Genomic DNA, 21,461 nt, shown 5'->3' on the forward strand with positions numbered 1-21,461 from the left:
CCCCGAGAGAAGAGAGCCGACGATGAACGTCTTCCGAGGCGGGCGGCGCAGAGCCGTCTGCGCCCTGGCCCTGACCACCGTGCTCGCGCTGACCGTCTCCGCCTGCGGCGACGACGGCAGCGGTGCCGCGGGCGACAAGGGCTCCGAGGGTTCGGGCAAGGGCGAGATCACCTTCTGGGACAACAACGGCGGTGTCCGCACCGACATCTGGAAGGAGATCATCGCCGACTTCGAGAAGGCGAACCCCGACGTCAAGGTGAAGTACGTCGGGATCGCCTCGAAGGAGGTGCAGTCCAAGTACGACACCGCCATCCAGGGCGGCGGGCTCCCGGACGTCGGCGGTGTCGGCGCGGCCATGCTCGCCGGGATCGCCGCGCAGAACGCCCTCGAACCCCTCGACGCGCGGATCGACGCGAGCCCGCTCAAGGGGAAGCTGAACGCGGGCATGGTCGAGAGCGTGAGGTCGGCCGGCGGTCAGGGGAAGCTCTTCACCGTCCCCACGTCCGCCAACAACGGCGTCCTCTACTACCGCACCGACCTGTTCAAGGCCGCGGGCCTCCAGGAGCCCACGACCTGGTCGGCGTTCTACACCGCCGCCGAGAAGCTGACCGACCAGAAGAACAACCGTTTCGGCTACACGATCCGCGGCGGCGCCGGATCCGTCGCCCAGGCCCTGGACGCGATGTACGGCCAGAGCGGCGTCACGAGCTTCTGGAACGGCGACAGGACCACGGTCAACGACCCGGCGAACGTGGCCGCCCTGGAGAAGTACGCGGGCCTGTTCAAGAAGACCACTCCGGCGGCCGACGTCAACAACGACTTCACGAAGATGGTCGCGCAGTGGGACAGCGGCCAGATCGGCATGCTCAACCACAACCTCGGCTCCTACCAGGACCACGTGAAGGCCCTCGGCACGGAGAAGTTCCGGGGCATCCCGAACCCGACGAAGGACGACGGCACCCGCGTGCAGGTGTCCAACCCGGTCGACGGGCTCGGTCTCTTCTCGTCCAGCAGGAACAAGGCGGCGGCCTGGAGGTTCATCGAGTTCGCCGCCTCCCACGAGGCCAACAGCAAGTGGAACGAGTCGGCCGGCGCGATCCCGTCGAACACGGAGGCCGCGCAGGACGCCTGGATCCGGAAGTCCGAGCCGACGCGGCTCGCCGCCGAGGCGCTGTTCAGCGGCAGGACCACCATCGTGCAGCTGCCGTACTACCTGCCGGACTGGAACACCATCTCCAAGGCCGACAACGAGCCCGCCTTCCAGAAGGTGCTGCTCGGCACGATGTCCGCGAAGGACTTCCTCGACGACCTCGCCGAGCAGCTGAACGAGGCGCAGTCCGAGTGGAAGAGCCGCGGCCGGTGAACCTGACCCGGCGCGGGCTGCTCACGGCCGGGGCGGGCCTCGCGCTCGCCCCGGCCGGGACGGCGGCCGCCGCCAGTGCCCCGGTCCCGGCCCCGGTCGCCGTCCCGGCCTCGAAGGGGACCCGTATGCGCGCCCTCCACATCGCCGGCGACTCCACCGCCGCGCGGAAGTACGCCGACGCCGCGCCCGAGACCGGCTGGGGCATGGCCCTGCCCTTCTTCCTGCACAAGGACGTCGGCGTGGCCAACCACGCCGTCAACGGCCGCAGCACCAGGAGCTTCCTCGCCGAGGGGCGGCTCGAACCGATCCTGGCCGCCCTCCGGCCCGGGGACGTGCTGCTCGTCCAGTTCGGCCACAACGACCAGAAGGTCACGGACCCGGCCCGCGGTACGGATCCGTGGACGACGTACCAGGACAACCTGCGGGTCTTCGTCACAGCCGCCCGGGACCGCGGGGCCCTGCCCGTGCTCGCCACCTCGGTCGAACGGCGCCGCTTCGACGCGGCCGGAACGGCCCTGCGGAGCCTGGGCGAGTACCCGGCGGCGATGCGGGACCTGGCCGCGCGCGAGGACGTACCGCTGCTCGACGTCGAGGCGCTGTCGCTCGCGCTGTGGCAGGAGCTCGGTCCCGAGGCGACGAAGACGTACTTCAACTGGACGCCGGCCGAGCAGGACAACACGCACTTCAACCCGCCGGGAGCGATCGCCGTGGCCCGTCTGGTCACGCGGGAGCTGCTGCGCACCCGGGTGCTCGCGCCGTACGAGACGCGCCGCCTGGACGAGGAGATACCCGCCGGGTGGATCACCTGGCCCGATTCGGAGGAGACCGGAGCATGACCCGACGCACCCTGGGGACGGCGGCCGCGGCCGCGCTCGTCCTGGGCATCACCGGCCCGGCGGTCACCGCCGAGGCGGTCCCCGACCCGGCCCGCCGGGCACTGGCCGCGGGGGACGGCTGGGCGTCCGACGGCACGGGCACGACCGGCGGCGCGGCCGCCGACGCCTCCCGCGTGTTCACCGTCTCCACCTGGGAGGGGTTCCGCAGGGCGCTCGAAGCGCCGGGCACCGAGCCGAGGATCGTCCGCGTGGTCGGCAGGCTGAACGCGACCGCCGCCGGCTGCGGGGCGTTCGCCGCGCCCGGCTACGACTTCGACGCGTACCTCGCCGCGTACGACCCGAAGGTCTGGGGCTACGACAAGGAGGTCAGCGGCCCGCAGGAGGACCTGCGCGCGGCGTCCGCCGCGAACCAGAGCAAGGCCGTCAAGGTGAAGGTGCCGGCCAACACGACGATCATCGGCGTCGGGAGCACCGCGGGGATCACCGGCGGCAGCCTGCAGATCACGGGCGTCGACAACGTCATCGTGCGCAACCTCACCCTGGAGAGCCCGCTGGACTGCTTCCCGCAGTGGGATCCGACGGACGGGGCCACGGGCGCGTGGAACTCCGAGTACGACTCTGCGGTGGTCTACGGCGCCACGCACGTGTGGATCGACCACAACACGTTCACCGACGGCGCCCACCCGGACTCCTCGCTGCCGTCGTACTACGGGGAGCTGTACCAGCAGCACGACGGCGAGCTGGACGTGGTGCGCGGCGCGGACCTGGTGACGGTGTCGTGGAACGTGTTCGCCGACCACGACAAGACGCTGATGATCGGCAACAGCGACGGCGCGGGCGCGACCGACCGCGGGAAGCTGCGGGTCACCCTGCACCACAACCTGTTCCGGAACGTCGTAGAGCGGGCGCCCCGGGTGCGGTTCGGGAAGGTCGACGCGTACAACAACCACTTCGTGGTGCCGGGTTCGGCGTACGCGTACTCGCTTGGCGTCGGCCAGGAGTCCCAGCTCGTCGCCGAGAAGAACGCGTTCACGCTGGCCGAGGGGGTGTCGGCCGGGCGGATCCTCAAGAAGTGGAAGGACGCTCCGGTCTCCACGGCCGACAACCTGGTCAACGGGCGGCCGGTCGATCTGCTCGCCGTGCACAACGCCGAGTTCCCGGGCGAGGCGCTGCGCGCGGACGCGGGCTGGACGCCGGTGCTGCGGGCCCGGGTCGACGTGCCGGAGGCGGTGCCGGGCCTGGTCGACCACCGCGCGGGCGCGGGCCGCTCGCTGCACTGAGCCGGCGCACCAGCCCGTTCGGCCGATGCGGCCCTGGACGCCGGTCGGCCGCGCGGTGCCGGTGCGGCCCCGTACGGCCGGTGCGGTGCCGCCGTCATCTGGCCCCGGTGGCCCCGCACCGGCGTTCCCCATCCTTTCCCCTGCGCAAGGAGCTCCGTCATGCCTTCGTTCAGCCGCCGTGCCCTGCTCGCCACGGGTGCGGGCGCGATGCTCGGCCTCGCGGTGCCCGCCGCCGCCCGGGCGGCGGAAGCCGCCGGCCCGTTCGGCCGGTTCGGCTCGCCCGCGGCCCGGCTCACCCCGCGCACCCTGTACGTCCATCCGGGCGGCCTCGGCGACCACATGAGCGTGCGGGCCGCGGTCTCGGCCGCCGGCGGCTCCGGCTGGACGCTGGTCCTGGCGCCGGGCACGTACCGCGAGACCGTCTCCGTGAGTGCCGCCCGCACCGGCATGACGTGGATCGGCGCGAGCGAGGACGCCGCGGACGTCGTGGTCGTGTACGACAACGCGGCCGGCACCCCGCGCCCCGACGGCACCCCGTACGGGACGACCGGCTCGGCGACCACGACCGTGCAGGCCGACGGTTTCACCGCGCACTGGGTGACCTTCGCCAACGACTTCCTGCGCGGCGACCTGCCGGGCAACCCGGGGACGCAGGCCGTCGCGCTCAAGGTGCAGGGCGACCGCTCGGCGTTCTGGCACTGCCGCTTCCTCGGCCACCAGGACACCCTGTACGCCGACTCGATGGCGCTGGACCACTTCGCCCGGCAGTACTTCGCGCACTGTCACGTCGAGGGCGACGTGGACTTCGTCTTCGGACGGGCCGTCGCGGTCTTCGAGCACTGCCGCTTCCACACGCTGCTGCGGGAGGACCGGACCGACGCGCCGCTGGGCTTCGTCTTCGCCCCGTCGACCGCGCGCGCCAACCCCTACGGCTTCCTCGCCGCCCGCTGCCGGGTGACGAGCGAGGCTCCGGACGGCCACTACAAGCTGGCCCGGCCGTGGGTGCCCGGCTCGGACCCGACGGCGTGGCCGTCGCTGGTGGTGCGGGAGAGCGTGCTCGCCGCCGGGACCGACGCGGTGGCGCCGTACGCCAACATGCGCGACGCCCACCCGTGGCAGCAGCAGCGCTTCGCCGAGTTCCGCAACACCGGGCCCGGCGCCCGGATCACCGTCCCGGAGAACCGCCCGCAGCTCGCCCCCGACCAGGCCACGACCGCCACGCGGGCCGCGTACCTCGGGGACTGGGACCCCCGCACGACCCGCTGCCCCTGACCGCCACCCCACGCGCCGCCCCTGACGATCCCCCTCACGAGAGCGAGCCGCACGCATGTCTCGTACCACCGTCAAGAGCACCGTCCGCACCACCGCCGCCGCCCTGTCCGTCCTCGCCGCGACCGCCGGACTCGGCGTCCTCACCGCCGCGCCGGCCCGGGCCGCGACCGTCGTGGTGTCGAACGCCACCGACCTCTCCCACGCGATCAGGAACGCGACCGCCGGCACGGTCATCCAGGTCCGCGGCGGCACCTACTACCCGACCGCCACCCTCCAGTCCACGGCCGACGGCACCGCCTCCGCACCGATCCGGCTGGAGCCGTACGGCTCGGAGAAGGTCACGATCGACGGCTCGAACCTTCCGTCCGGTTCGTGGATCTTCAAGCTGACCGCCGACTACTGGACGGTCTCCAGGCTGACCTTCCAGAACTCGCCCGACAGCGCGGTCGTGTGCACCTCCTGCACCGGCACCGTCTGGAACACGATCACGACGAGGAACGGCGGCGACTCCGGCTTCACGCTGACCGGGAACGACACCAACGGCAACACCGTGCGGAACCTGGACTCGTACGGCCACTACGACCGGGCCGGCCACGGCGAGAACGCCGACGGTCTCGCCGTCAAGTTCGGCTCGGGCACGGGCAACCTGATCACCGGGGCCCGGCTGTTCGACAACTCCGACGACGGCGTCGACCTGTGGTCGTGGTCCTCGCCGCTGACGATCGAGCACACCTGGGCCTGGGGCAACGGGCGGAACCGCTGGTCGGACTCCGCGTTCGCGGGCGACGGCAACGGCTACAAGCTCGGCGGCGACGGCGAGGTCGTCGCCCATGTCGTCAACAACTCGGCGGCGTGGTCCAACGCGGGCAACGGCTTCACCGAGAACAGCAACAAGGGCGCCATCGCGATCAATCGCACGACCTCGTACGCGAACGGCAAGTGGGGCCACTACTTCGCGACCGGCGCGGCCCGGCTCGGCAGGAACCTGGCCGTGTCCAACGGCTCGGGCCTGGTCAGCAAGGGGTCGTCGGTGGTCTCGCAGGGCAACAACTGGGACTCCGGTGTCGCCACGCCGGCCTTCGTCTCCACCGACCCGGCCACCGCCTACGGAGCCCGGAAGGCGGACGGTTCGCTGCCGGCGACGACGTTCCTGACGACGGGGTCGACGACGATCGGCTCGACGATGAACTGAGCCCGTTCGCCGGTGGTCAGCCGGCGAACGGCGTCGCCGGCAGTCCCTCCCCCGCGTCGGGCAGGACGAGCAGGGACCCGGCGAGCGGTTCCGGGTCGGCGAGACCGGTGCGGGCGGTCGTGACGTACAGGTCACGCAGGCCCGGGCCGCCGAAGGCGCAGGCGGTCGGCCGGCGCACGGGCAGCGGGACGACCCGCTCCAGTGCGCCGGCCGGCGTGTATCGGTGGAGGCCGCCGCCGTCCCACAGGGCGATCCAGACGCAGCCCTCGGCGTCCACGGTGAGTCCGTCGGGGACGCCCGCGCCGGGTCCGACGGTCGCGAAGGGGCGGCGGTCGACGACGCGGCCGTCCTCGACGCGGAGGGTGTCGATGCGGCGGGTGGGACTGTCGACGTAGTAGGCGAGGCCGGGGTCGGCGGGGCTCCAGCCGATGCCGTTGCTGATGGTCACCCGGTCGAGGAGCGGTGTGGCACTGCCGTCGGGGGCGATCCGGAGGAGGCTGCCGCCGCCTTCCGCCTCGTCGTAGCGCATGCTTCCGGCCCACAGGCTGCCGTCGGGGGCGACGGCCGCGTCGTTGCCGCGGCGTCCCGGCACGGGGTCGTGGTGCAGCCAGGAGAAGGTGCCGTCGGGGTCGTAGCGGCCGACGCCGTCCCGGAGGTTGACGACGAGTCCGCCGCCCGCGCGGGGTTTCGCGGCGCCGACGTGCTGGCCCACGGGCGTGACGTCGTGGCTGCCGGTGGCCGGGTCGTGGGTGTGGACGCGTGCGCCGAGGATGTCGACCCAGACGAGCCGCGAGCCGGCCGCGTCCCAGGTGGGGCCCTCGCCGAGGGTGTCGTCGGCCCGTACGGCGACCTCGGCGGTCATCGCGTCCCGCCCCGGTGGCCGAGGCGTACGGAGAGGTCGGCGGCGCCCTTGGCGGCGAGCGCGGCGAGTTCGGCCTCGCGCTCCTCGCTCCAGCGGATGACGGGCACGGAGATCGACAGGGCGGCGACGACCTGCCCGGAGCCGTCGCGTACGGGGGCGGCGACGCAGGAGACGTCGGGGTTGGACTCGCGGTGTTCGGTGGCGGCGCCGCGGGCGCGGATCCCGGCCAGTTCGGCGCGCAGGGCCTCGGGGTCGGTGATGCTGCGCGGGGTCATGGCGGCGAGCTCGCGTCCGTCCACGCGCGCCTCGAACTCGGCCTCGGGCAGGGAGGCGAGCAGCATCTTGCCGACGGAGGTGCAGTGGGCGGGCAGGCGCCGGCCGGCGGCGGAGACCATGCGGACGGCGTGGGTGGAGTCGACCTTGGCGATGTAGATGACGTCCAGGTCCTCCAGGACGGCGACGTGGACGGTCTCGTCGCAGGTCTGGGCGATCTCGTGGGCGACCTGCCGCCCCTCGGCGGCGAGGTCGAGCTGTTCGGCGTAGCGGCTGCCGAGCTGGTGGGTGCGGACGCCGAGGCGGTAGCGGCCCGGCTGCCCGGGGACCGGGGTGAGGTAGTGGCGGGCCGCCAGGGTGGTGAGCAGTTCGTGGGTGGTGGTGCGCGGCAGCCCGAGTCGCCGGGTGATCTCGGGCGCGGAGAGTGTGTCGTCGCTGTGCAGGAAGAGCTCGAGAATGTCGAAAGCTCTGGTCACCGCAGGTACGAGACGTCCCATGACCGTCACCCGCCCCCTCTGTTCGTTCGATATCCCGACCATTGGTCGGTATGACGAACTGAGGCTAGCCGGACCGGGGTTCACCGGGCAACGGTCGCGCGGACCATTGACACCCCGGGAAGAGCTGCATACGGTCACGCCACCATTTCGAACGTGTGACGAAATCTCGAACATCACCCTGGGAGAGTAGCTGCCGTGCGCATCACGGGCATCACCACTCATGTCGTCGGAACCCCCTGGCGCAACCTCACCTACGTCCTCGTCCACACCGACGAGGGCCTGACGGGCGTCGGCGAGACCCGCATGCTCGGTCATACCGACGCACTCCTCGGCTATCTGCGCGAGGCGGAGGCCAACCACATCGCCGGTTCCGACCCGTTCGCGGTCGAGGACCTGGTCCGCCGGATGAAGTACGGCGACTACGGCCGTGCGGGCGAGATCGTGATGTCGGGCATCGCCGTGGTGGAGATGGCGTGCTGGGACATCAAGGGCAAGGCGCTGGGCGTGCCGGTGTGGCAGCTGCTCGGCGGCAGCGTGACGGACCGCGTCAAGGCGTACGCGAACGGCTGGTACACCACCGAGCGCACCCCGGAGGCCTACCACAAGGCGGCCCAGGAGGTCGTGGCGCGCGGCTACCGGGCCCTGAAGATCGACCCGTTCGGCAACGGCCACCTCGAACTGGACGCCGAGCGCTCGCGGTACGCGGTGTCCCTCATCGAGGCGGTCCGCGACGCGATCGGTCCGGACACCGAGCTGATGCTGGAGATGCACGGGCGCTTCTCCCCCGCGACGGCGGTACGGCTCGCGCGCGAGCTGGCCCCGTTCCGGCCGGCCTGGCTGGAGGAGCCGGTGCCGCCGGAGAACCTCAAGGCGCTGAGGAAGGTCGCCGACAAGGTGGACCTGCCGATCGCGACCGGGGAGCGGATCCACGACCGGATCGAGTTCCGCGAGCTGTTCGAGTCGCAGGCGGCGGACGTCATCCAGCCGGACCTCGGACACATCGGCGGCATCCTGGAGACCCGCAAGCTCGCCGCCACGGCGGAGACCCACTACGTGATGGTGGCCCCGCACAACGTGGGCGGCTCGGTGCTGACCGCCGCCTCCCTCCAACTCGCCGCCTGCACGCCGAACTTCAAGATCCTGGAGCACTTCAACGACTTCGCGGACGCGGAGATCACCGGGATCGTGCGCGGGGCGCCCCGGGTGGATCCGGAGACGGGCTGCTTCGCGGTCTCGCACGCGCCGGGGCTCGGCGTCGAGCTCGACGTGGACGCCGCCGCCGAGTTCCCGCAGCAGCGGGCCCGGTTCGACCTGTGGGCCGAGGGCTGGGAGCGGAGGGCCCCCAAGTGAGCACGTCGGCGGGGCGCGTGAGCCGGGCGGTGCTCGTCTCCGCGCCCGGTGAACACCGGCTGGTGGAGCGCGAGGTGCCCGAGCCGGGGCCCGGCGAGGTGCGGCTGAGGGTGGCCGCCGCCGGGATCTGCCTGAGCGACCGCGAGCTGTACGACGGCCACCGTGACCGCGGCTACGTCCGCTACCCGGTGGTGCCCGGCCACGAGTGGTCGGGCACCGTCGACGCCGTCGGCCCCGGCGGCGACCCCGCCCTGGCCGGCCGCAAGGCCGTCGCGGAGGGCTTCCGCAGCTGTGGCGGCTGCGAGCGGTGCCGGTGCGGCGAGACCAGCCTGTGCACCGGTGGCTACGCGGAGACCGGGTTCACCGAGCCCGGCGCCTTCGCCGACCACGTGGTCGTGCCCGCGCGGCTGCTCCACCTCCTGCCCGACAGGGCCGATCTGCGTGCCGCCGCACTGCTCGAACCGGCGGCGGTGGTCGCGGCGGCGGTACGGGCCGGGCGGCCGCGCCCCGGGATGCGGGTCGCGGTCGTCGGCGCCGGCACCCTCGGCCTGCTCGCCGTACAGCTGCTCGCCGCCTCCTCGCCCGCCGTGCTGGCCGTGGTCGAGCCGCGGGTCGCACGGGGCGAACAGGCGCTGCGGCACGGGGCGGGCGAGCTGCTGACCCCGAAGGAGGCGGAGCACTCCGCCCACGGCCGCTTCGACCTGGTGGTGGAGACGGCAGGCGCGCCGACCACGGCCGCTTCCTCGTGCCTGCTCGCCCGCAGGGGCGGCCGGGTGGTGCTCACGGGGATGTTCACGCCGGGGGCGGTCGGCATCGATCCCGTTCACCTCTCGCTCAGTCAGCTGGAGGTGCGCAGCGTCTTCGGGGCCTCCTCGGCCGACTGGTCGGAGGCGGTGCGCGCGTTCGGCCTCGGCCTGATCGATCCGGCACCGCTGATCAGCCACGAGTTCCCGCTGGAAGGGTTCGCGGAGGCCCTCGCCCTGGTGGGCGGCGGCGATCCGGGGACCGGCAAGGTGCTGCTGCGTCCCTGACGGGCGCACCGGGGTCCGGGGTGCGCCCTCTCCGGGCCCCCTCACCGGCCCACACCCTCGTTCACGAACGACGTCCGAGATATCGAACAGAGAGACAGAGGACTTCCGTGACCGCTCTGCCCGCACCACCCCGCCTCCCCGGCGCCGCCGCGCTGGCGCGGATCGGCCATCCCGTGGCCGCCCCCGAGCCCGCCGACGCCTCGCCGCACAGCTTTCCCGACGGCGGGACCTGGCGGACGGAGATCCCGTCCGTCGAGGGCCCCGAGGCGCTCGCCGAGGTCCTGAAGGAGAGCACCCGGCTCGACGTGCCGGTGCACCGCATCAGCCAGGGCAGCGGCGTGTGGATGCTCACCGACGCCGAGATCACCGAGATGGCCGACGCCTGCGCCGAACGCGGCGTCGAACTCTGCCTGTTCACCGGGCCGCGCGGTTCCTGGGACATCGGCGCCGCGACGCGGACCGATTCCGGCGGGGCGGGTCTGAGGGCCCGCGGCCACGACGCGCTCGCGGGGTGCGTCGAGGACGCCGTGCGCGCCACCGAGCTCGGGGTCCGCTGTCTGCTCGTCGCCGACGAGGGCGTGCTGTGGACCCTGCACCGGCTGCGCGTGGCCGGCATGCTGCCCGCCGACACCACGTTCAAGGTGTCCGCGCTGATCGGCCCGGTCAACCCCGCCTCGTACGCGGTGTACGAGCGGCTCGGTGCCGACTCGCTCAACGTGCCCTCCGACCTGACCCTCGCCCATCTCACGGAGATCCGCCGGGCCAGCCGCGCGCCCATGGACCTCTACGTGGAGGCGCCGGACGACCTCGGCGGCTACGTCCGCATGTACGAGGCCGCCGAGCTCATCCGCCGCGGAGCGCCGCTCTACCTGAAGTTCGGTCTGAGCCGCTCGGCCGGGATCTACCCGTACGGCGCCCATCTGCGCGAGCACACCCTCGCCACGGCGCGCGAGCGCGTGCGGCGCGGGCGGCTCGTCCTCGATCTGCTGGCCCGGCACGGCGCCGCCGGCGGCATGTCCCCGCTCGGCTCCCGGCTGCCCGGCGAGCTCCGCCGTTTCCCCGCGACCGAAGGGAACTGATCCATGCGCACCCGCACCCTGCGCGCCGCCGCGGCGGCCGCACTGCTCACCACCCTCGTCGCCGGATGCGGCCAGGAGGCCCGCGGCGGCAGCCGCTACCAGCCCGACAAGGGCAAGGGCGGCACCATCGGGATCGCCATGCCGACGAAGGCGTCCGAGCGCTGGATCGCCGACGGCGAGAACATGGCGAAGCAGTTCCAGAAGGCCGGTTACCAGACCGATCTCCAGTACGGCGACGACAAGGTCGAGAACCAGATCGCCCAGATCGAGAACATGATCACCAAGGGCCGACGGCTCCTGGTGATCGCCGCGATCGACGGCTCGGCGCTCACCGAGGTCCTCCAGCGGGCCCACGACGCGGGCATCCCCGTGATCTCGTACGACCGGCTCATCATGGGCACCGGGAACGTCGACTACTACGCCTCCTTCGACAACGAGCGGGTCGGCGAGCTCCAGGCGCGGTACATCGTCGACCGCCTCCGGCTCGGCGCGCCCGGCAGGGCCGGCGGGAAGCCGTACGACATCGAGCTGTTCGCGGGTTCCCCGGACGACAACAACACCCGCTACTTCTGGAACGGCGCCATGAAGGTGCTCCAGCCGTACCTCGACAGCGGGCAGCTCGTGGTCCGCAGCGGGCAGACCAGGATGAACCAGGCGACGACGCTGCGCTGGGACGGCGGCACCGCGCAGAAGCGGATGGACGACCTCATCAGCAAGAACTACGGCGAGGAGAGCGTCGACGCGGTCCTCTCGCCGTACGACGGGATCTCCATCGGGATCATCTCCGCGCTGCGGAGCGCCGGTTACGGCACGGCGGGCCATCCGCTGCCCGTGGTCACGGGGCAGGACGCCGAGCTCGCCTCGGTGAAGTCCATCATGCGCGGGGAGCAGACCCAGACCGTGTTCAAGGACACCCGGAAGCTCGCCGCCCGGGCGGTGGCGATGGGCGACGCGGTCCTCAACGGCCGCAAGCCCGAGGTCAACAACGTCAAGGACTACGACAACGGGAAGAAGACCGTGCCCGCGTACCTCCTCGACCCGGTCAGCATCGACAAGTCCAACACGCAACTCCTCGTGCGCGAGGGGTACTTCACGGCAGGACAGCTCTCGTGAGCGGGCCGGCCGTGCTCGAGATGCGCGGCATCACCAAGACCTTCCCGGGCGTCACCGCGCTCAGCGACGTACGGCTGACCGTGCGGCCCTCGGAGATCCACGCGCTGTGCGGGGAGAACGGCGCGGGCAAGTCGACGCTGATGAAGGTGCTCAGCGGCGTCCACCCGCACGGTTCGTACGAGGGCGAGATCCGCTTCGACGGCAGGCCCCTCGCCCTGCGCGACATCCGGGACGGCGAGCGCCACGGCATCGTGATCATCCATCAGGAGCTGGCGCTCGTCCCGCACCTGTCGATCGCGGAGAACATCTTCCTCGGGAACGAGCGCTCCCGGCGCGGAGTCGTCGACTGGCCGGCGACCCTGCGGGAGGCGGCCCGGCTGATGAAGCGTGTCGGACTGCGCGAGCACCCGCGCACGCCCGTGTCGGAACTGGGCGTCGGCGGGCAGCAGTTGGTGGAGATCGCGAAGGCGCTCGCCAAGGAGGTCAGGCTGCTCATCCTGGACGAGCCGACGGCCGCGCTCAACGACGCCGACAGCGCGGCCCTGCTCGGACTCGTCCTGGAACTGCGCGACCAGGGCATCGCGTGCGTCCTCATCTCCCACAAGCTCGGCGAGATCCGGCGCGTCGCCGACACCGTGACCGTGCTCCGCGACGGGCGCACGGTCGAGACGCTCACCGTCCGCACCACCCCGGACGCCGAGCCCGACGTCTCCGAGGACCGCATCATCCAGGGCATGGTGGGGCGGGCCCTCGACCGGCGCTTCCCCGAGCGGACCGCCTACGACGGCGAGGACGCCGGCCGCGAGGCGCTGCGGGTGCGCGGCTGGACGGTCCGCCACCCCGCGGACCGGCGGCGCACCGTCGTCGACGACGTGTCCCTGACCGTGGGCAAGGGCGAGATCGTCGGCATCGCGGGACTGATGGGAGCGGGCCGGACCGAGCTCGCGATGTCGCTCTTCGGGCGCTCCTACGGGCATCACGTGGCCGGCTCGGCGGCCGTCGACGGACGGGAGGCGAGCCTCGCGAGCGTCCCGGACGCGATCGCGGCGGGCCTCGCCTACGTCACCGAGGACCGCAAGCGGTACGGGCTGAACCTCGTCGACACCGTCCACCGCAACATCTCCCTGGCGTCGCTGCGCCGGATGGTGCGGCGCGGCGTGGTCGACGAGCACCAGGAGCGGCGGGTGGCCGAGGACTACCGCGCCGGCCTGAACATCAGGACGCCCACCGTCCTGGAGGAGGTGGGCCGGCTGTCGGGCGGGAACCAGCAGAAGGTCGTCCTCGGCCGGTGGATCCACGCCGATCCGCGGGTGCTGATCCTCGACGAGCCGACCCGGGGCGTCGACGTCGGCGCCAAGTACGAGATCTACACGGTGATCGACCGGCTCGCGGCCGAGGGGCGGGGCGTGCTCCTGATCTCCTCGGAGCTGCCGGAGCTCCTGGGGATGTGCGACCGGATCTACACGATGGCCGAGGGACGGCTCACCGCCGAGGTCGCCCGTGCCGACGCCACCCAGGAGTCCCTGATGCGCCACATGACCCCGAGCGACCCGAGCCCGCCCCCGGCCAGGACCGCGCCCCCGACCCCTACCACGAGCGGAAGCTGAGGCTCCGACATGACCACCACGACCCCTTCCGCACCGGAGGCCGCACTCGCCGGCCGGCCGGACCGCCCGTCCACGGGCGCGCTGCTGCTCGCGGGAGTGCGGGCGAACATGCGCCAGTACGGCATGCTCGTCGCGCTCGCCTTCCTCGTCGTGCTCTTCCAGATCTGGACCGACGGGACGCTGCTCCTGCCGAACAACGTCTCCAACCTGATCCAGCAGAACAGCTACATCCTCATTCTTGCCATGGGCATGATGATCGTGATCGTCGCCGGTCACATCGACCTGTCCGTCGGCTCGCTCGCCGCGTTCGTCGGCGCCCTGGCCGCGGTCATGATGGTCCGGCACGACGTGCCCTGGGTCCTGGCCCTGGCGCTCTCCCTGCTCGTGGGTGCGGCGGCCGGCGCCTGGCAGGGTTACTTCGTCGCGTATCTCGGCATCCCGTCGTTCATCGTGACGCTGGCCGGGATGCTGCTCTTCCGGGGACTCACCCAGATCTTCCTGGAGGGCCGCTCGCTGGCGCCGTTCCCCGACGGCTTCCAGAACATCGCCAAGGGCTTCCTGCCCGAGATGGGCCCCTACACGCAGTACCACAACCCGACGCTGCTCCTCGGTCTCGTCGCCGTCGTGCTGCTCCTCGTGCGCGAGGTGCGCGACCGCCGGCGCCGGGCGGAGTACGACGTGGACCCGCTGCCCACCGGCCTGTGGGTGCTCAAGTGCACGGCGATGACGGCGGCCGTCGTCGCGTTCACGCTCACCCTCGCCAGCTTCCACGGCGTGCCCGTCGTCATGCTCGTCATGTGCGCGCTGCTCGTGGCGCTCGGGTACGTCATGCGCAACGCGGTGATCGGGCGCCACGTCTACGCACTCGGCGGGAACAAGGCCGCGGCCATGCTCTCCGGGGTGAAGGACCGGCGGGTCACGTTCCTGGTCTTCGTGAACATGGGCGTGCTCGCCGCCCTCGCGGGCTGCGTCTACGCGGCGCGGCTCAACGCGGGCACGCCGCAGGCCGGTCTGAACTTCGAACTGGAGGCGATCGCCGCCGCGTTCATCGGCGGCGCGTCGATGAGCGGCGGCATCGGCCGGGTGACGGGCGCCGTGATCGGCGGCCTCGTCCTCGGCGTCCTCAACAACGGCATGTCCCTGGTCGGCATCGGCACCGACTACCAGCAGGTCATCAAGGGTCTGGTGCTGCTCGCGGCGGTCGGCTTCGACGTCTGGAACAAGCGCCGGGCCGGCCGCTAGGAACCCCCCTGGAGCGGACCCCATGACGGGTCCGCGGGCGGCCAGGCCTTCCGGTCCACCAGGTCGAGGACGAGGGCGGCGATGTTCCAGGCGTCGTCCTCGCCCCGGTGGTGACGGCCCTCCAGCGGGAGCCCGGCGATCCTCAGGGCGCCCGCCATCCCGGGTCGCCTGCGCAGCCCGTACGCCTCGGTGAACACGGCCTTGGCGTTGGTGTGACCGCGCTCGGCCGGGCGGCCGAACGGGTACGGCGTCCCGGCGGCCCGGCACTGCCGGTCGAACTGCTTGCGGTCGTAGTCGCCCCAGCTCGCCCAGGGGCGCCGCCGGGCGTCGTGCTCGTCGGCGAGGATCCGGCAGGCCTCGGCGAACGTGACGCCTCCGGCGACCTGGGCGGGCGTCAGCCCGGTCAGCTCGGTGCAGAAGGCGCTCACCTCCGAGCGGGCCGGCCGCACCAGGATCCCGTGGCGGGAGACGCGGCGGCGGGCGGTGAGGTCGACGACGGTGAGACCGATCTCGATGATCTCGCTCACCGCGCCGGCCGGGGGCTGCCCGTCCCAGCAGGTGGCCTCCACGTCGACGACGTTCAGTAGGGCGGGTCCGTTGTCCATGGCGGCAGGGTAGGTAGCGCGGCGGGACGGGGGCATCCGAATTTCCGCACGTCTGGTGAGGAACGGGGCGCGTCGTGCAAGATCACTTCCATGACGCACACCAGCAGACGCACCGTCCTCGCCTCCATGGCGGCCGTGGCCGCCGGCCTCCCCACGCTGAACGCCGTCGTCGGCAACGGCGCCACGCCCGCCGCCGCGGCCGACACGTACAGCTCCAACATGAAGCTGTACACCGTCAAGGCGGACAGGGAGGGCATCGACTGGATGCGCCGGTTCCGCATCGGCGGCGGCGCGGTCACGGACAACGGCCGCTACGCGAGCGTCCCCCTCAACAGCACGGCGGTCCTCGCGCCGCACGGCGGCGGCATCGAGGCGGGCACCAGCGAGCTCTGCATGGCCGTCGCCGGGTACAAGCCGTTCGACTACGACACCGATCCGGCGGCCGCGGCGGAGCCGGGCGAGCCGCAGCGCGACTTCTGGATGTTCGAGGCCCTGGCGAGCTCGTCGACGCAGCACGTCACCTCGACCAACTGCAACGACCCTGCCGCCGTGGCCGTCTGCAGCAGCAACCTGTACGCCGTCTCCCTCCACGGCTTCGCCACCGACGTCGAGAAGAAGATCATCATCGGCGGGCGCGACGAGCGGCTCAAGCGCAATCTGTACGAGGCCTTCACCGCATCCGGTTTCACGACCAACCTGGCCGTCACCGTGGTGATCGCGGCCCCCGGCGATCCCATCAACGGCGACGACACCCGCAACATCGTCAACCGCACCCGCACCGGCGCCGGCGCCCAGCTGGAGATATCCACGCCGCTGCGCGCCGCGATGTTCGGCGACTTCTCGACCGGTGCCTCGCGCAGGAGCTCGGCCGGCGTGCCGAGCACGGACAGCCCCAAGGCGGACCTGTACTGGAACGGCTTCGTCAAGAACGTCCGCCGGGCCATCGTGAACCACGAGATGGGCAAGGACCCCTTCTACGTGGACAACCCCACCGCGGCGGACCCCAACCTGCCTTCCTGAGCCCGCCGGGCGGCACCGGCCCCGGTCCCGCTCGTGCCCGTCCGTCAGGACCGGCGCGCGGCGGACCCGGCGGCCGGCCGGGGCCCCAGGGCCCGCTGGAGTTCGGCCATGCCCTTCGAGGTCTGGCTCTTGACGGTGCCCACCGATATCCCGAGGGCGACCGCGGTCTCCCGCTCCGAGAGGTCGAAGGCGTGGCGCAGCACCACGCATGCGCGCTTGCGGAAGGGCAGGGCGCGCAGGGCGCTGCGCACGTCGAGGACGGCCGGCACGTCCGGGTCCTCGGCCCGCTCGGATCGCCGGTCCCAGAAGAGCGCGATCCGGCGGCGCTCGCGCACGGCGCCGCGGATGCGGCTGCGGACGAGGTGGGCGACGACACCGCGGGCGTAGGCGAGGGGCCGGTCGGCGCCGCGTACGCGGTCCCAGCGGTGCCAGAGGGCGGCCATGGCATCGGCGGCGAGATCGTCGGCAGCCTCCGCATCGCCGCTCATCGCATGGGCGAGACGGGCGAGTTCGCCGTAGTGGCGTGCGAAGAAGGCCCGGAACTCCGCCGCGTCGTCACTCCACGCCCCGGCGCCTCCCGCCGTACGCCCGTCGGAACCCTCGCCCGTCACCGTCCCTCCCCGCCGCTCGCCGGACGGAGGACTAGGCCGTCGGGGCGGGGCCGGTGCTGCCGCGGTCGGCGAGCTCGGGGGCGATCAGGACGGTGCCGGGCGGTTCGTGGCCGTCCAGGTGGGCGAAGAGCCGTTCGACGGCCCGGCGGCCCATCTCGTGGGCGGGAACGTCGACGGAGGTGAGCGGCACGGATGCCTGGGCGGCGGCCTGTCCGGCGCAGACGGCGACGACGGAGACGTCCTCGGGGACGGCGCGGCCGTCCCGGCGCAGGACGGCGAGCAGTGGTTCGACGGCGGCCTCGTTCTGGACGACGAGGGCGGTGGTGCCGGGGCGTTCCTCGAAGACGCGGCCGACGGTCGCGGCGACGGCGGCGTGGCCGCCGTCGGTGGGCCGGTGCAGCAGTCCGACGGACCGCTGGGCGGCCGCGTCGCGCAGTCCGCGCAGGGTGCGCACGGCATAGCCGGTGCCGCGGGCGTAGACGGCGGGCGGTTCGCCGATGACCGCGATCCGGCGGTGGCCGAGCGCGGCGAGGTGGTCCACGCACCGGGCGCCGGCCGCCTCGAAGTCGAGGTCGACGCAGCTGAGGCCGGTGGTGTCGGCGGGCAGCCCGATGAGCACGGCCGGCCGCCCGGCGGCCCTGAGGCAGGGCAGGCGGGGGTCCTCGAGCTCCACGTCCATGACGATCATCGCGTCCGCGAGTGCGCTGCCCTCGACCCGCCGGACCGCCTCGGGCCCTTCCTCCCCGGTGAGCAGGAGGACGTCGTAGCCGTGGGCGCGGGCCGTGGTCGTGACGGCCATCGCGATCTCCATGAAAACGGGCACGTACACGTCGGTCCGCAGCGGCATCATCAGCGCGAGGACGTGGGTCCGCTTGCCGGCCAGGGCCCGCGCACCGGCGTGGGGGCGGTAGCCGAGCTCCTCGATGCTCCGCTGGATGCGCTCGCGCGTGACCGCGGAGATGGAGCGCTTGCCGCTCAGCACGTAGCTGACCGTGCTGGCCGAGACTCCGGCGTGCCGCGCGACGTCCGCGAGAGTGACCATGCTCTTCTCCGCCCCCGTGAAGCGCTTCGACGATGCCGGGCCGACCTTACCGTCCGGGACGGCGCTTGTGACCCCGGCGGACCACGCGAGGGTGCACACGTGGTGCGGCCGGGCGGGCCCCCTTCGCGGGGGCCGGCCCGGCCGGATCGTACGCGGAGCGGATGCTCTTCGCGGGGCGGCGGATTATTCGAGCAGTTCCGCGTACGAGCCCATGGCCAGGGCGATGTCCGCCTGGGCCCAGAACCGGTGGTAGGTGAAGACGGGCGCGGCGCCGCCCGCCAGGTAGGCCTCGATCTTCGGCCAGGCCGGGTCGTTCTTGTAGAAGGAGCGGATCGAGGTGAACGTGGACGAGGAGTTCACGGCGTCGCCGTTCGGCATGGTGCCGGTCCAGCCGCTCGGGACGTACACGGGGTCGTCGAAGCGGTTGTAGTCGGCGCGGGTCTCCGGGACGGCGATGCCCAGGGGGTCCTGGTGGTGGGTCCACATGCCGTCGAGCAGGGCCTTGGCGACCCGCTTCGCCTCGGCGTGGCCGGACTTGGCCGCGTAGTACGTCAGGGTCTTGGCGTAGGCGGCGGCGACGCCGACGTCGTCGGTGTAGTCGGCGACGGTGACGTGGAGGCCGGCGTTGGCGCCGGGGCTCGCCGGGTTCCAGGTGTCGGGCGCGCCGGACCACTGGAGGGTGGACGGGATGCGGTAGGTGCCGTCGGGGTTGATCGTCGTCTTGGACAGGGCCCAGGAGACCCACTTGTCGAGGACGGTCTTGGCCTCGGCGTCACCGGTCTGCTGGTAGTACTCGGCGACCCGCTCCATCGACCAGGCCTGGAAGCCGAACCACTGGTTGGACGCGGGGTCGTGATAGACCGGCTTCTCGTCGTAGTACATGCCGTAGAAGGTCGGGGTGCCGGCCGGCGGGGTGGCGTAGCGGCCCTGCCAGCTGTTGGTGGCGCCGCCCGCGATGCCTCCCTCGTTCGACTGGAGCCAGCGGTAGAACTCCAGCTGCCGGTCGAGGCTGGTGGCCCAGTCCGCCTGGCCCGTAGCCGACTTGGGCTTGAGCGGGGCGTAGGAGCTGAGGGCGTAGGCCGCGAGCGGGTTCTGGTAGCCGCTGTGGTTGTGGCTGGAGCCGATGCGCCACGACCAGCCGGCCGAGGTGTCGGTGGCACCGCCCCAGGCGTAGTACCAGGACAGCAGGTAGTGGGAGCTGTTCTTGCCGGTGCCGGCCGGGCAGGCGGTCGGGCCGACGCAGTTGCCGATCTTCTTGAAGTACTTGTCGAACATCGCGTAGCGCAGGTAGTCGCCCATCTTGGCGGCCTTGCCGACGGTCGTGGCGACCTGGGCGCCCTTGCCCTGCTCCTTGGCCCACAGGTCGGCCCAGTAGGCGGCCTGGATGGCGCGGGCGTCGGCGTCGGGGGCGTTGGTGAACTTCCACTGCCTGGCGTAGGAGGCGTCCCCGGTGAAGATGTCGAGGTAGCCGTTCCTGCCGCCGTAGGTGAAGTTGTCGCAGGTCGGGTGGGTGACGGTCTCCCAGACGGACTCCTGCGGGCCGCGCTGGAAGGTGTTGACGTACGAGGGTCCGGTGGCCGTCGGGCCGGCGGAGCACTTCCCGGGCTCGTTGCCGAAGCCGTAGACGTTGTCGACGTCCTGGATCCAGTGCATGCCGTAGACGTCGTCGGTGCCGTACGCGCTCTTCAGTTCGGCGGCCAGCGGGTCCGCTCCGGCGGTGACGGCCGGGTCGAGCCGCGCCGGGTACTGGGACGGCAGGTCCCACTCGGGCGCGTAGGTGGCGGGCTTGCCGGGCGTGTAGAAGGAGTTGGTGGGCTGGTCTGCGTGGGTGGGGATCATGTACTTCTCGAGGGTGTCCCACGCGCCGTTGAACTTCGACCAGTCGCCGGTGACCTTCCCGTACATCGCCTGGAGCCAGACGAGGTAGCTGTACGCCTCCGAGGTCGTCTCGTGCCCGTGGTCGGGCGCCTCGACGATCAGGGTCTCGACGGAGTGGTACGGGATGCCCTCGGGCGAGAAGTAGCCGTTGGCCGGGTTGGTGATCTTCCCGTACAGGTCGAGGAAGCGGGCCTGGTACGTCGAGTTCGCGGCCAGCTGGGCGACGGTGACCTCGGCCTTGGTGTGGCCGGGCGCGGTGGCGGTGAACACGGCGGTGCCGGTGCCGGTCTGCGCGGCGGCGACGGTCACCTTCTGGGCCGTGTTCCAGTTCGCCGGGGTGAAGGTGAGCGTGGCCGGGCTCGCGGTGAGGCCGGTGACGCCCGAGGTGCGGGCGACGCTCACGGTGACGTTCGCGCTGGGCTGGGTGGAGAGCTTCAGGTCGAAGGTGCCGGTCGCGCCCTGCCGTACGGAGAGCTGGGCGGGGGTCGCGACGAGCGCGGGTCCGGCGGCGACGGTGATGCCGACCGGGGCGGACTCGCCGGTGGCGCCGAGGGAGTCGTAGGCCTTGGCGTAGAGGGAGTGGGTGCCGGCGGGCAGGGAGGTGGCGCCGAGCGTGAAGGGCGCGGTGGTGTCGGTGCCGAGCAGGGTCGTGTCGCTGTAGAACTCGACCTTGCCGATGGTGGCGCCGTCGGCGGCGGCCGCGGTGGCGGCGAGCGGGACCGGGTCTCCCTGGGTGTAGACGGCGCCGGGCGCCGGACTGGTCAGGACGGTGACCGGCGGCTGGTGGGCACCGGTGCAGGGCGTGCCGTTGACGCTGAAGGAGGTCGGCGCCGTGTTGGTGCCGGTGTACGAGAACTGGGCGCCGGTCGTGACGGCGGCGCCGGCGGCCACGGTGCCGTTCCAGGAGGCGTTGGTGACCGTGACGGTCTTCCCGGACTGGGTCCAGGTGCCGTTCCAGCCGTTGCTCAGCTTCTGGTCGCCGCTGTAGGCGTAGCTGAGGGTCCAGCCGTCGAGGGCGGTGGTGGCGCGGTTGGTGAGGGTGAGCTCCGCGGTGAAGCCCGAGCCCCAGTCGTTGGTCTTGTAGTCGACGCTGCACTGCACGCCGGCGGCGGCCTGGGCGGTCGGTGGTCCGACGGCGAGCAGCGCGGCGGGGAGGGCGAGTACGGCGGCCAGTGCGGTGAGGGGCCGGGCCGGACGGCGTGGTCCGTGCGGCCTGCGGGCGCGTGGTGGCATGCGGTGGTTCTCCTCGCGGCTCGGAGGTGGGGTGTGGTGCGAGCGGGTGTGGTGCGAGGGCGAGTGGTCAAGCTC

At 72.3% G+C, this 21,461-nt stretch carries 18 protein-coding genes; 12 read left to right on the plus strand and 6 right to left on the minus strand.

Annotated features, from left to right (window positions below):
* Positions 1-22: 22 nt before the first annotated feature.
* From ACFWJO_RS02275 to ACFWJO_RS02295, 5 genes are all read left to right on the plus strand, one after another.
* A complete protein-coding gene (locus ACFWJO_RS02275; RefSeq protein WP_386862945.1) occupies positions 23-1,363 on the plus strand; it encodes an ABC transporter substrate-binding protein in 1,341 nt (446 codons plus the stop codon).
* Positions 1,360-2,199, plus strand: a complete 840-nt coding sequence (locus ACFWJO_RS02280; protein WP_386862946.1) for a rhamnogalacturonan acetylesterase — start codon at positions 1,360-1,362, stop codon at positions 2,197-2,199. The genes ACFWJO_RS02275 and ACFWJO_RS02280 overlap by 4 nt, the downstream gene beginning before the upstream one ends.
* On the plus strand, positions 2,196-3,479 hold the full coding sequence (locus ACFWJO_RS02285; protein ID WP_386862947.1) for a polysaccharide lyase family 1 protein: 1,284 nt from the start codon (positions 2,196-2,198) through the stop codon (positions 3,477-3,479). Before ACFWJO_RS02280 ends, ACFWJO_RS02285 begins: the two co-directional genes overlap by 4 nt.
* A gap of 159 nt (positions 3,480-3,638) precedes the next feature.
* Positions 3,639-4,751: a pectinesterase family protein gene (locus ACFWJO_RS02290; protein ID WP_386862948.1), complete on the plus strand. Its 1,113-nt coding sequence runs from the start codon at positions 3,639-3,641 to the stop codon at positions 4,749-4,751.
* A gap of 55 nt (positions 4,752-4,806) precedes the next feature.
* Positions 4,807-5,943 carry a pectate lyase gene (locus ACFWJO_RS02295; RefSeq protein WP_386862949.1) on the plus strand — a complete coding sequence of 379 codons (1,137 nt, stop codon included), beginning with the start codon at positions 4,807-4,809 and terminating at the stop codon, positions 5,941-5,943.
* Between the two features lie 16 nt (positions 5,944-5,959).
* Here the strand turns inward: ACFWJO_RS02295 and ACFWJO_RS02300 are convergent, their stop codons facing one another.
* Together ACFWJO_RS02300 and ACFWJO_RS02305 are read right to left on the minus strand one after the other, a co-directional pair.
* Positions 5,960-6,805, minus strand: a complete 846-nt coding sequence (locus ACFWJO_RS02300; RefSeq protein WP_386862950.1) for an SMP-30/gluconolactonase/LRE family protein — start codon at positions 6,803-6,805, stop codon at positions 5,960-5,962.
* The gene (locus ACFWJO_RS02305; RefSeq protein WP_386862951.1) at positions 6,802-7,575 is read right to left on the minus strand and encodes an IclR family transcriptional regulator; all 774 of its coding nucleotides are present in this window, start codon (positions 7,573-7,575) and stop codon (positions 6,802-6,804) included. The genes ACFWJO_RS02300 and ACFWJO_RS02305 overlap by 4 nt, the downstream gene beginning before the upstream one ends.
* 195 nt (positions 7,576-7,770) lie before the next feature.
* Here ACFWJO_RS02305 and ACFWJO_RS02310 point away from each other — a divergent pair, with 195 nt between their 5' ends.
* The 6 genes from ACFWJO_RS02310 to mmsB all read left to right on the plus strand — a co-directional run bounded on the left by ACFWJO_RS02310 (position 7,771) and on the right by mmsB (position 14,997).
* Entirely contained in the window at positions 7,771-8,925 is a 1,155-nt protein-coding gene (locus tag ACFWJO_RS02310; protein ID WP_386862952.1) for a mandelate racemase/muconate lactonizing enzyme family protein, read from the plus strand.
* Entirely contained in the window at positions 8,922-9,956 is a 1,035-nt protein-coding gene (locus tag ACFWJO_RS02315) for a zinc-binding dehydrogenase (RefSeq protein WP_386862953.1), read from the plus strand. The genes ACFWJO_RS02310 and ACFWJO_RS02315 overlap by 4 nt, the downstream gene beginning before the upstream one ends.
* Positions 9,957-10,063: 107 nt before the next feature.
* Entirely contained in the window at positions 10,064-11,035 is a 972-nt protein-coding gene (locus ACFWJO_RS02320; protein WP_386862954.1) for a hypothetical protein, read from the plus strand.
* 3 nt (positions 11,036-11,038) lie between these two features.
* Complete coding sequence (chvE, locus tag ACFWJO_RS02325) at positions 11,039-12,148, plus strand: multiple monosaccharide ABC transporter substrate-binding protein (RefSeq protein WP_386862955.1); 1,110 nt, start codon at positions 11,039-11,041, stop codon at positions 12,146-12,148.
* A 20-nt stretch (positions 12,149-12,168) separates the two neighbouring features.
* Complete coding sequence (mmsA, locus tag ACFWJO_RS02330) at positions 12,169-13,755, plus strand: multiple monosaccharide ABC transporter ATP-binding protein (protein ID WP_386863096.1); 1,587 nt, start codon at positions 12,169-12,171, stop codon at positions 13,753-13,755.
* Positions 13,756-13,764: 9 nt separating this feature from the next.
* Positions 13,765-14,997, plus strand: a complete 1,233-nt coding sequence (mmsB, locus tag ACFWJO_RS02335) for a multiple monosaccharide ABC transporter permease (protein ID WP_386862956.1) — start codon at positions 13,765-13,767, stop codon at positions 14,995-14,997.
* On the opposite strand, the gene ACFWJO_RS02340 is transcribed toward mmsB, so the two are convergent.
* Positions 14,994-15,602 (minus strand): exonuclease domain-containing protein, encoded by a 609-nt coding sequence (locus ACFWJO_RS02340; protein ID WP_386862957.1) that lies wholly within the window; start codon positions 15,600-15,602, stop codon positions 14,994-14,996. The genes mmsB and ACFWJO_RS02340 overlap by 4 nt on opposite strands.
* Positions 15,603-15,692: 90 nt before the next feature.
* Between ACFWJO_RS02340 and ACFWJO_RS02345 the strand changes: the two genes are divergently transcribed.
* The gene (locus ACFWJO_RS02345) at positions 15,693-16,622 is read left to right on the plus strand and encodes a poly-gamma-glutamate hydrolase family protein (RefSeq protein ID WP_386862958.1); all 930 of its coding nucleotides are present in this window, start codon (positions 15,693-15,695) and stop codon (positions 16,620-16,622) included.
* Between the two features lie 44 nt (positions 16,623-16,666).
* On the opposite strand, the gene ACFWJO_RS02350 is transcribed toward ACFWJO_RS02345, so the two are convergent.
* From ACFWJO_RS02350 to ACFWJO_RS02360, 3 genes are all read right to left on the minus strand, one after another.
* Positions 16,667-17,233: a SigE family RNA polymerase sigma factor gene (locus tag ACFWJO_RS02350; protein WP_386862959.1), complete on the minus strand. Its 567-nt coding sequence runs from the start codon at positions 17,231-17,233 to the stop codon at positions 16,667-16,669.
* 31 nt (positions 17,234-17,264) lie between these two features.
* Positions 17,265-18,275, minus strand: a complete 1,011-nt coding sequence (locus tag ACFWJO_RS02355; RefSeq protein WP_386862960.1) for a LacI family DNA-binding transcriptional regulator — start codon at positions 18,273-18,275, stop codon at positions 17,265-17,267.
* A gap of 183 nt (positions 18,276-18,458) precedes the next feature.
* Positions 18,459-21,386: a glycoside hydrolase family 48 protein gene (locus tag ACFWJO_RS02360; protein ID WP_386862961.1), complete on the minus strand. Its 2,928-nt coding sequence runs from the start codon at positions 21,384-21,386 to the stop codon at positions 18,459-18,461.
* Positions 21,387-21,461: the final 75 nt, after the last annotated feature.

The sequence above is a fragment of the Streptomyces sp. NPDC127092 genome (assembly GCF_042722475.1).
GTDB lineage: Bacteria > Actinomycetota > Actinomycetes > Streptomycetales > Streptomycetaceae > Streptomyces.

What these genes read in the sequence shown, in the direction of transcription:
- ACFWJO_RS02340 (WP_386862957.1), bottom strand. Translation starts at nt 15,602, where the DNA reads ATGGACAACGGACCCGCCCTACTGAACGTCGTCGACGTGGAGGCCACC.
- ACFWJO_RS02300 (WP_386862950.1), bottom strand. Translation starts at nt 6,805, where the DNA reads ATGACCGCCGAGGTCGCCGTACGGGCCGACGACACCCTCGGCGAGGGC.
- ACFWJO_RS02275 (WP_386862945.1), top strand. Translation starts at nt 23, where the DNA reads ATGAACGTCTTCCGAGGCGGGCGGCGCAGAGCCGTCTGCGCCCTGGCC.
- ACFWJO_RS02355 (WP_386862960.1), bottom strand. Translation starts at nt 18,275, where the DNA reads ATGGTCACTCTCGCGGACGTCGCGCGGCACGCCGGAGTCTCGGCCAGC.
- mmsA (WP_386863096.1), top strand. Translation starts at nt 12,169, where the DNA reads ATGCGCGGCATCACCAAGACCTTCCCGGGCGTCACCGCGCTCAGCGAC.
- mmsB (WP_386862956.1), top strand. Translation starts at nt 13,765, where the DNA reads ATGACCACCACGACCCCTTCCGCACCGGAGGCCGCACTCGCCGGCCGG.
- ACFWJO_RS02345 (WP_386862958.1), top strand. Translation starts at nt 15,693, where the DNA reads ATGACGCACACCAGCAGACGCACCGTCCTCGCCTCCATGGCGGCCGTG.
- ACFWJO_RS02290 (WP_386862948.1), top strand. Translation starts at nt 3,639, where the DNA reads ATGCCTTCGTTCAGCCGCCGTGCCCTGCTCGCCACGGGTGCGGGCGCG.
- chvE (WP_386862955.1), top strand. Translation starts at nt 11,039, where the DNA reads ATGCGCACCCGCACCCTGCGCGCCGCCGCGGCGGCCGCACTGCTCACC.
- ACFWJO_RS02285 (WP_386862947.1), top strand. Translation starts at nt 2,196, where the DNA reads ATGACCCGACGCACCCTGGGGACGGCGGCCGCGGCCGCGCTCGTCCTG.
- ACFWJO_RS02305 (WP_386862951.1), bottom strand. Translation starts at nt 7,575, where the DNA reads ATGGGACGTCTCGTACCTGCGGTGACCAGAGCTTTCGACATTCTCGAG.
- ACFWJO_RS02360 (WP_386862961.1), bottom strand. Translation starts at nt 21,386, where the DNA reads ATGCCACCACGCGCCCGCAGGCCGCACGGACCACGCCGTCCGGCCCGG.
- ACFWJO_RS02295 (WP_386862949.1), top strand. Translation starts at nt 4,807, where the DNA reads ATGTCTCGTACCACCGTCAAGAGCACCGTCCGCACCACCGCCGCCGCC.